The 8,454-nt window shown below is 69.8% G+C and carries 8 protein-coding genes, 1 pseudogene and 1 riboswitch; of the genes and pseudogenes, 5 read left to right on the top strand and 4 right to left on the bottom strand.

Going from position 1 to position 8,454, the window contains the following annotated elements; all coding sequences use genetic code 11:
- Positions 1-450 (top strand): annotated as a pseudogene (locus tag ABTZ94_RS34230) (hypothetical protein); the annotation flags it as partial.
- 112 nt (positions 451-562) lie between these two features.
- Here the strand turns inward: ABTZ94_RS34230 and nicT are convergent.
- The 4 genes from nicT to ABTZ94_RS34210 form a co-directional block, all read right to left on the bottom strand.
- The gene (nicT, locus tag ABTZ94_RS34225; RefSeq protein WP_351206816.1) at positions 563-1,651 is read right to left on the bottom strand and encodes a Nickel transporter NicT; all 1,089 of its coding nucleotides are present in this window, start codon (positions 1,649-1,651) and stop codon (positions 563-565) included.
- Between the two features lie 28 nt (positions 1,652-1,679).
- Positions 1,680-1,882, bottom strand: a riboswitch (cobalamin riboswitch).
- 326 nt (positions 1,883-2,208) lie between these two features.
- Positions 2,209-3,492 (bottom strand): MFS transporter, encoded by a 1,284-nt coding sequence (locus ABTZ94_RS34220; protein WP_351206814.1) that lies wholly within the window; start codon positions 3,490-3,492, stop codon positions 2,209-2,211.
- Positions 3,489-4,628 (bottom strand): PLP-dependent cysteine synthase family protein, encoded by a 1,140-nt coding sequence (locus ABTZ94_RS34215; RefSeq protein ID WP_351206812.1) that lies wholly within the window; start codon positions 4,626-4,628, stop codon positions 3,489-3,491. The genes ABTZ94_RS34220 and ABTZ94_RS34215 overlap by 4 nt, the downstream gene beginning before the upstream one ends.
- A 114-nt stretch (positions 4,629-4,742) precedes the next feature.
- Positions 4,743-5,231, bottom strand: a complete 489-nt coding sequence (locus tag ABTZ94_RS34210) for a hypothetical protein (protein ID WP_351206810.1) — start codon at positions 5,229-5,231, stop codon at positions 4,743-4,745.
- Between the two features lie 222 nt (positions 5,232-5,453).
- Between ABTZ94_RS34210 and ABTZ94_RS34205 the strand changes: the two genes are divergently transcribed.
- From ABTZ94_RS34205 to ABTZ94_RS34190, 4 genes are all read left to right on the top strand, one after another.
- A complete protein-coding gene (locus ABTZ94_RS34205) occupies positions 5,454-6,692 on the top strand; it encodes a sensor histidine kinase (protein WP_351206808.1) in 1,239 nt (412 codons plus the stop codon).
- Positions 6,664-7,359: a response regulator transcription factor gene (locus ABTZ94_RS34200; RefSeq protein ID WP_351206806.1), complete on the top strand. Its 696-nt coding sequence runs from the start codon at positions 6,664-6,666 to the stop codon at positions 7,357-7,359. The genes ABTZ94_RS34205 and ABTZ94_RS34200 overlap by 29 nt, the downstream gene beginning before the upstream one ends.
- A 147-nt stretch (positions 7,360-7,506) precedes the next feature.
- A complete protein-coding gene (locus ABTZ94_RS34195; protein WP_351206804.1) occupies positions 7,507-7,962 on the top strand; it encodes a hypothetical protein in 456 nt (151 codons plus the stop codon).
- Positions 7,963-8,086: 124 nt separating this feature from the next.
- Positions 8,087-8,419, top strand: coding sequence for a zf-HC2 domain-containing protein (locus ABTZ94_RS34190; protein WP_351206802.1), 333 nt, complete (start codon positions 8,087-8,089; stop codon positions 8,417-8,419).
- Positions 8,420-8,454 lie beyond the last annotated feature (35 nt).

Raw genomic sequence — 8,454 nt, 5'->3', positions numbered from 1 at the left:
CGCGCGGTGTGCACCCACCACGCGGCCCCGGACCGTTTTCCGTCCCGGGAACTCCCTCCCCCGGCTCTACGACTACTTCAACGCCAGTCGCGATCAGCGATTCGGTCCGAACGCGTCGCCGAGGGTGGGATTCTGTTGAATGGTCGTCCGGCAAGTGGTGGTCTCGTCGCCCTGGTGCTGCTTGCGACCGCCTGCGGCGGCACCGGCTCCGAGGCTGCATCGGACGGCAGCCCGACCGGCTCGGCAGCCGGCTTCCTCATGACCTCCTGTCATGTGCTGCACGACTGCGCGATGGTCGCATCCGGCACTCCGCTGGAGGTCTTCACACCCGATTTGCCGGCGGAGGTGTTCGGTGTGCGGGCGGCTGCGGTCGAGCACCCGTCGACCGGTGATCCGCTGATCGCCTTCGATCACCGGTCAGTGACTCCGGTATTGCCCGTTTTGCCGTGAGACGGGCGGGCCGTCGTCAGCACACCGCCGGTGCCCGGGACTCTTCCTTCCTGGGCCCCGGCGGGTGTCCGCAGCGCGCAGCTCCCGGTCCTTTACGGCACCGAAGTCGCCGTCAGCCGCTGTCGGCGGCGCGGACCGCCCACCGTTCCTCGACCCTCGCGAACCTCCAGTAGGCCAACGCCGCGGCCCACACCAGCACGAAGAGTCCGACGATGATGTAGCCGACGTTGCCCAGGTCGATGCCGGAGATCCAGCCGGTGACCGAGTCCCGCAGATCGAGCTTGTCGTGGAGTACGGTGACCAGTTCGATCGTGCCGATGAGGAAGGCGACGGCGATCGACAGGCCGGTGATGGCAAGGTTGTAGAAGACCTTGCGTACCGGGTTGGAGAAGGCCCACTGGTAGGCGAAGTTCATGAACGTCCCGTCGAGCGTGTCGAACAGACTCATCCCGGCGGCGAACAGCAGAGGCAGGCAGAGGATCGCGTACCAGGGCAGACCGGCTGCGGCGCCGCTGCCCGCCATGACCATCAGGGTGACCTCTGTGGCGGTGTCGAAGCCGAGACCGAAGAGGAAGCCGAGCGGATACATCTGTCCGGGCCTGGTGACGGACCGGGTGAACCGGCCGAGGATCCGGTTCATGAACCCCCGCGAGTCCAGATGCTGCTCCAGCTCGGCCTCGTCGAAACGGCCGGCCCGCATCGCCCTGAACACGCGCAGAATACCGACGAGCGCAACGAGGTTCAGTGCGGCGATCAGGTAGAGGAAGGCCCCGGAGACGGTCGTGCCGACCACGCCGAGCACCTGGTGCGTGCCCGAATTCTCGTTGATCAGCACCCCTGCGAGCTGCGCTCCCCCGGCGACCAGCGCGGCCATGGCAATGACCACGCTGGAGTGCCCGAGCGCAAACCAGAACCCGACCGACACGGGCCTCTTGCCGTCGGCCATCAGTTTGCGGGTCGTGTTGTCGATGGCGGCGATGTGATCGGCGTCGAAGGCGTGCCGCATGCCGAGCGTGTACGCGGTGATCCCGAGTCCGATCCCGAACGCCTTGGAACCGACCTCGTAGTGCTGCGGCACGACGAGCAGGAACAGCACGCCGAACGCCACCACATGCAGGGCGGCTATCACCGCGAGCAGTCCCGCGGTTCGGAGGGTGTCCTCGCGCCGCCACTTGAACACGGCAGAATTGGGCAGGGTCATACGGTCACGCTCCAGCACCTCGTGGATAACTTCGTGAGATGCCGTGGCCGGTCTCCTGGCTGACGGGTTCGCTCGCGCTCGTTCCCGCCCCTGCCTTCCCAGCCGCGCTCTGCGGCCAGTGGCGTCATTGGGACGGATACTCCCCGATCACAGTGGCGAGGGCCGCTCCGGCCTGAGACTCCCTGGAGTCTGTCACCGGTCTTCCCGAACACCACGACGCGCACACTCTAGGTTCCGGCACGCCGCCCCTACAAGTCCGCCCGGTGATCTGCCGGCTGCCGCCGGTCCGCGAGCCGTCGGAGCTGGTTCGGCTCCGCGGCCCGCCCGGATCAGCACATCGGGCCGGGTCAGCCGCGGCGAGGACGGGCGAAAGACATGGCCGGGCCCGGGACCGTCCCCGGTGGCGCACCGCAGGCCCTGACCGCGGTGGACGCCGCCACATCCTCGCCACGGCGGAAGCCGGGGTGTACGAATTCCGAGATGGCGGCAGGCTCTTCGGCCGCATCGCGGAGCTTTTCCGAAGAGCGGAGCAGGCCATCGCGCCGGACTGCATTGCCTCAACTCTGCGGAACCGGTTCCCCCGCCCGGCCGGTCCGGAGGGGACCGAGTCTCCCGGCGCGCGTCAAGCCGGCGATCGCGGCGGCACACACCATCCCCACTACGCACAGCATGAGCCACGGCAAACGCGGTTGCTCGGTGGTGGCATCCCACACCGCGCCGGTCGCAAGGTTCCCGACGGTGATCCCGACGCCCGAGATGGTGTTGTACAGGCCGTAGTGGGTGGCGACCAGCCGCTCGCCGGAGAGCGTGACGACGGTGTCCATCTCGAACGGATACACCAGGGCCGTACCGAGGGCGAGCAGGGCTGCCGCGAGGAACAGCGGTGCCAGGGCCACCGCCCGGATCAGCAGTCCCTCTCCCCTGGGCGGCGCGCCCGCGACAAGGAGCGGTGCGAAAGCGCCGCCCATCAGCACCAGGCCGTACACGACGGACCGGCTCGGGGACCAACGCGCCCGCGCCCAGGCGGTGATGCGCAGCTGTCCGGCCGCCGCCACACCCGCGGACATGGCGAACAGCGCCGTGGTGACTCCGTCCCCGCTCCCGGGAGCCGCCCGCTGCGCCTGCAACGGCAGCGCCAGGTAGACCTGGAAGGACAGGACGTACGAGCCGATCATTGCTGCGGAGAAGAGCAGGAAGGGGCGGTTGGACACTACCGTGCGCCAGTCGGAGAGCACTCCTTGGCGGGCCTCGTCCGTGGCTGCCGGGCGCCCTCGGCCGGGCAGGGCCTTGACCTGGACGAGGGTGAGCACGAGGAAGAGCAGCGCCGCCACCGCGCACACCGCCCGGAAGTTCAGTGCGATCAGGGCCAGCCCGGTCAACGGGCCGACGAACATGCCCACTTGGTAGAAGACGTTGAACAACGCGAACGCTTCCACGCGTCGCTCCCCCGCTTCCTGTGCGAGGTGGGCCCGCACGGCCGGGTTGAACAGCGCCCCCGCGAAGCCGGTCAGCGCCGAGGCGAGGATCAGCGCGGGCAGCGAGTCGACGAAACCGAGCAGTCCGAAGCCGACGGTCCGCAGCACACATCCGGCCATGATCATGCTCTTGCAGCCGAGCCGGTCCGCGAGCGTGCCGCCGATGAGGAACATGCCTTGTTGGCTGAAGTTCCTTACGCCGAGGACGAGTCCGACCGCCCAGGCAGCCAAGCCCAGGCCACCGGAGAGGTGGATCGCGAGGTAGGGCATGAGCATGTAGAACGCCGTGTTGATGGTGAACTGCTGGACCATCAACAGCCGTACGGTGCCGCCGAAGGAGCGGAACTGCCGGAAGAGTTCCCTCATCGCGTGGCCGCCTCGTCCGAGTGGGGCGCGGTGATGTTCACGCAGCGCGTCCAGCGTTCCACGACGCGCTCGCCGGGATGGGTGATCTCATCGGGGTCGTCAGCGGGCGGGTGCGAGAGGAGGTCGTGCGTACGGCAGTAATCGTCGCTGTAGACCGTGTCCCAGTAGCGGTGGATTCCGTCGGGGAAGACCGCCGCGATGCGGGTGCCCGGGACGTGGGTACGCGCGAGCCAGCCGGCCACCAGCGCGACGGCGCCGACGCTCCAGCCGCCGCTCGCGTAGTGGTGCCTCGCCAGCCGCCGGGCCGCCCAGACCGCCTCGTTCGGTGCGACCCAATGGGCCTCGTCGAAGGCGGCGTGGTCGACGTTGCGCGGCTGGATGCTACTGCCCAGGCCCCGCATCAGACGGACGCCGGCGGGCTGGCCGAAGAGGGTGGAACGCACCGAGTCGACGCCCACCAGCCGCACGCCCGGCGAGAACGCGCGCAGGGCACGGGCGATCCCGGCCGAGTGCCCGCCCGTTCCGACGGCGGCCACCAGCACGTCCACCCGGCCGAGTTGGACGGCGAGTTCAAGGGCGAGATTCGCGTACGCCGCCGGGTTGTCCGGGTTGTGGTACTGGTCGGGGCACCAGGAGCCCGGATGCGCGGCGAGCAGGGAGCGGACGCGGTCCCTGCGCGCCTGCTGCCAGCCTCCGGCCGGACTCGGTTCTGCCACCGTCTCCACCCGGGCGCCGAGGGCACGGAGCTGGTGGACCATGAGTGGCTCCATGCCGGGGTCGCTGACCAGCGTCACCGGATGGCCGTAGGTGATGCCTGCGAGCGCGAGACCGAGTCCGAGCGTCCCGCTGGTGGACTCGATGACGGGCGCGTCGGGCCGGAGCTCTCCGCGGGCCCGGGCGGCCGCAACCATGTGAAGAGCCGGACGGTCCTTGATGCCGCCTGGATTTGTGCCCTCCAGTTTGGCCCAGAAGCCTCGGCCGGCGGGAGTGAAAGGGCTTCCGACCCAGAGGACCGGGGTATTGCCCACCATGCCGGCGGGGGTGCGGCGGGGCGCACCTGCCGGCTCGGGGAGTTCGTGTGCCGCCACGAAGGCGTGCACGTCATCGGTGGAAATACTGCGCATGGCAGCGGTCATGGCGACCTTGTCCTTCTGCGGCCACGAGCTGGGGCGGGGCCGTCGCGTGAGAGCGGTACGGGTTCGGGCGGCTCGTGCGGGCGGTCGCCGGAGCGGCCGGGCGCACGAGCCGCGTCACGTACGGCTGACGCAGACCAGTTGCAGCAGAGAGAATCCCGCCGGGCATGGTCGCCCGGCGGTGACGGGACCGACGGAGCGGCGTGAGAGGACCGAGGGGCCCGCCGTCATGAGTCCCCAGACGGCCAAGGTGAACAGCAGCGCCGCCAGGAGGAGCGGTCCGGAGCGCGTCGGCGCCTCGCCCAGAAGCACCGACGCGTCGCAGCACCCCTCGGGAGCCACTGGATGATGCCCCGCTTCGTTCACCTCGCAGTCGGCGGTGGCGGCGGTGTCCACCACGGGCCCCGCGCCCTGCGTGTGGGGGGCGGCGGCTGCGGACAGCGGGGCGTTTGCGGACAGCGGGGCGCTGAGGAGCGACACATGGTGCCCGTCCTGCGCCTGCACACCACAGGTCAGCACATGGACCAGGGCGGCGATCGCCAGGCTCAGGAGCAGAGTGATGACGAGGCGGCGAACACCCGGCCCCGGGGCAACGACGGACGGCACGCCCCGACCGTATCGCCGAACAGGAAGCGATGCGCATTTATGGGGATGTAAGGGTGAAATGCCTCAGTGAGGCAGTACGGACCGTGCAAACCTGCTAGGACCGCGTGACCATAACCCGGCGGCCTCGGTTTGCGGCTCCGCGAACGGACGGACACCGGCGGTCCAGGCACCTCTGGCCCGCGACACGATGCCCGATGCAGCCGTCGACCCTACGGTGGTGACATGGCGGTGATCAGCGGTTGGAGGCAGGGGGCGCGGGCTCGGATCAGTGCGTTGGAGGCACTGGGCTTGACTGTGCTGTTCGTGCTGTCGGTAGCGGCTGCCTCGCTCGTGCGGCACGCGCACCATTTCTCCCTGCGGTGGCCTGTCGTGGTGCTGGCGGCTATCGGTTGCTCTGCGTTGGTGTGGCGGCGCCGTCACCCATTCGGCGTACTGGCCGTCGCGGTTGGCTGCGGGGTGGCCTTTCAGATACTCGGGATTCGGGAGAGTCCGCTGGTGATCAGCCCGGTCCTGGTGTCGGTCTACACCGTGGCCGCGCTGACCGACCGGCGTGCCACCTGGATGGCGGGATCGGTCTCGGCTGTCGTGTTGGTGGGCGCCGCCGTGTTGTGCGACCCGCGCTCCTGGCTGGCGCCCGACAACGCGGCGATGCTGGCGTGGACGGCTCTGCCGGCTGCTGTCGGGGACGGGGTGCGCTCACGTCGTGCCTATGTGGCGGCCGTGGAGGAGCGGGCGGAGAACGCGGAGCGGACGCGTGAGCAGGAGGCGCAGCAGCGGGTGGCGGCCGAGCGGGTGCGGATCGCACGCGAGCTGCACGACATCGTCGCGCACCACATCGCCTTGATCAACGCTCAGGCAGGCGTGGCCGTGCATCTGGTGGAACGGCGGCCGGAACAGATCCTGGCCGCTTTGGAGGACATCCGGGACACCAGCCGGTCCGCGCTGGACGAACTACGGGTGACCGTAGGGCTGCTGCGGCAGTCCGGCGATCCGGTGGCGCCGCGTGATCCGATGCCGGGCCTTGCGCACGTACCGGCGCTTCTGGCGTCGTTCGAACGTGCCGGCCTGACCGTGAGCCATAACCGGCGGGGCATCGCCGAACCGCTGTCGCCCGCGGTCGACCTGGCCGCGTACCGCATCGTGCAGGAGGCCCTCACCAACGTCCACAAGCACGCCGGGGCCGACCATGCCCGATTGTTCCTGCACTACCGTCCTGAGCGGCTGACGATCACCGTCGAGGACGACGGCCGAACCGGAGCGGACCATACCCATCCGGGGACGGGTCACGGGCTGATCGGGATGCGTGAGCGCGCTTCCACGGTCGGCGGCGTGCTGTACGCGGGGGTGCGCCCGGGGGGCGGCTTCACCGTGACGGCCGAGCTGCCGCTGCGTCCCGGCCTGGTATCGGGCAATCCACCGAGGAGAGACGGGCATGACGATTCGCGTACTGCTTGCCGATGACCAGGCCCTGCTGCGGGGCACGTTCAGGATGCTGTTCGACTCCACGGAAGACATGGAGACGGTGGGGGAGGCGTCCGATGGGCAGGAGGCGTTCGAGCTGGCGCGTGCACAGCGCCCGGATGTTGTCCTGATGGACATCCGCATGCCGGAGATGGACGGCCTCGACGCCACACGGCTCATCAGTGAGTCCGAGGACCTCACCGAGGTGAAGGTGCTCATCCTGACCACCTTCGAGGACGACGAGCACGTCGCCGAGGCGCTGCGCGCCGGTGCGAGCGGCTTTCTCGGCAAGGGGGCCCGGCCCGAGGAACTTCTCGACGCCGTCCGCACCATCGCCGCCGGCGAGGCGCTGCTGTCCCCGTCAGCGACCCGAGCGCTGATCAGGCGTTTCCTTGCCCAGCCGGACCCGTGCCCGGCGGACGTGCACGAGCGGCTGGAGTGCCTGACACGGCGGGAACGCGACGTCGTGGGGCTGGTGGCACTGGGACAGTCGAACGACGACATTGCCGAACATTTGTTCGTCAGCCCACTGACCGCCAAGACCCACGTCAACCGGGCCATGACCAAGCTGGCGGCGCGTGACCGCGCACAGCTCGTCGTCATCGCCTATCAGTGCGGCCTGGTCAGTCCAGCGCCGGAATCAGAGGGTTCACAGACGTCCGCGTAATCGCCGGCGCAGTGCGTGCGTGCCGGACCCGGTCGTAGGCAGGCGTGCCGAGTACCGCAGCCGTGGTAGCCGGGAATCGCTGCGGAGGGACGACGCGCGAGGGGCTGTTCCTGGGCGAAGGTGAGAGGGCGAACGGAGGTTTCGCCAATGACCGAAGCCCACAGCCTGACCAAGGGATACCAGTCCGGATCGATCAAGCCGCGCACCATGCGCTGCGCGACGATCGCCCTGCTCGCCACCGCGGCAGCCGTGGGCTCCACAGGATCCACTCGGGCCACACCCACCGCGGTTCCCCGGCGGCTGCCCGTGCCGGCGGCCAAGGCCGCGGTCTTCACGGACGTCGTGTTGGCATCGATGACGGTGGCCTGCGTCGCCACCCTCGTCGGTGGCCAGGCGGTCCTGTCCTCCCCTCACCTGACCACACACCTCACCGACACCGGTGTCGCGCCTGCGATCTTCCGTACCGCACTCTGCTTCACCGCCGTCGGACTGCTCGCCAGGGTGTACGCCCGGCGCGGAGCACCACCCTTCCGGGTCCCGGGCATCGATCCTCGCCGACGCACGGCGGCACCCGGACGCGCCCAACGGCAGCCGCGGGAGTGACGGCGCCCTCGACGCCATCTCTCTCACTCGGCGTTTCGGCGCCGCCCTCCCCAAGACCCTCACGCCGAACCCGTGGTCGCGACGACCCCGCGACCGGCAGCCCAGCACAGGAAGGACACCCCCCATGCTCACCGCAACCCAGAAGCGCCGCACGATCAGTGAACGACCGGCCGAAGAGGCGATCTCGGCGGGAGCCCACCTGGCGGCCTGCCCCACGTGCCGGGACGGGTACTACTGCCCGGCTTCCCTGCCCGCACACCTGTTCCTTCTCCGCGACGCCCTGGCCGACAGCCCCGGGCACCACGGGATGTCCAGGGATGGCCGAGGCGAACGCCGCCATGAGGCCCCCTGTCGGCGCGGTCCGGCCCGCACGGCCGTGGCCTCGCAGCTCACCTTGTCCCAGTGGGTCAGCAGGACCTCGAAGATCGGGGACCTCGCTGCGCAGCACGGTTCGTAGTTTCCCGCCGCTGTGCCCGGCCGCCCCCGTCGGGG

The sequence above is a fragment of the Streptomyces sp. NPDC002785 genome (assembly GCF_040295565.1).
Classification (GTDB): Bacteria; Actinomycetota; Actinomycetes; order Streptomycetales; family Streptomycetaceae; genus Streptomyces.
The sequence above is the reverse complement of the archived record's forward strand: the minus strand, read 5'-3'. Positions and strand labels throughout refer to the sequence as shown.

What these genes read in the sequence shown, in the direction of transcription:
- ABTZ94_RS34195 (WP_351206804.1), top strand. Translation starts at nt 7,507, where the DNA reads ATGACCGAAGCCCACAGCCTGACCAAGGGATACCAGTCCGGATCGATC.
- ABTZ94_RS34215 (WP_351206812.1), bottom strand. Translation starts at nt 4,628, where the DNA reads ATGACCGCTGCCATGCGCAGTATTTCCACCGATGACGTGCACGCCTTC.
- ABTZ94_RS34205 (WP_351206808.1), top strand. Translation starts at nt 5,454, where the DNA reads ATGGCGGTGATCAGCGGTTGGAGGCAGGGGGCGCGGGCTCGGATCAGT.
- ABTZ94_RS34200 (WP_351206806.1), top strand. Translation starts at nt 6,664, where the DNA reads ATGACGATTCGCGTACTGCTTGCCGATGACCAGGCCCTGCTGCGGGGC.
- nicT (WP_351206816.1), bottom strand. Translation starts at nt 1,651, where the DNA reads ATGACCCTGCCCAATTCTGCCGTGTTCAAGTGGCGGCGCGAGGACACC.
- ABTZ94_RS34190 (WP_351206802.1), top strand. Translation starts at nt 8,087, where the DNA reads ATGCTCACCGCAACCCAGAAGCGCCGCACGATCAGTGAACGACCGGCC.
- ABTZ94_RS34220 (WP_351206814.1), bottom strand. Translation starts at nt 3,492, where the DNA reads ATGAGGGAACTCTTCCGGCAGTTCCGCTCCTTCGGCGGCACCGTACGG.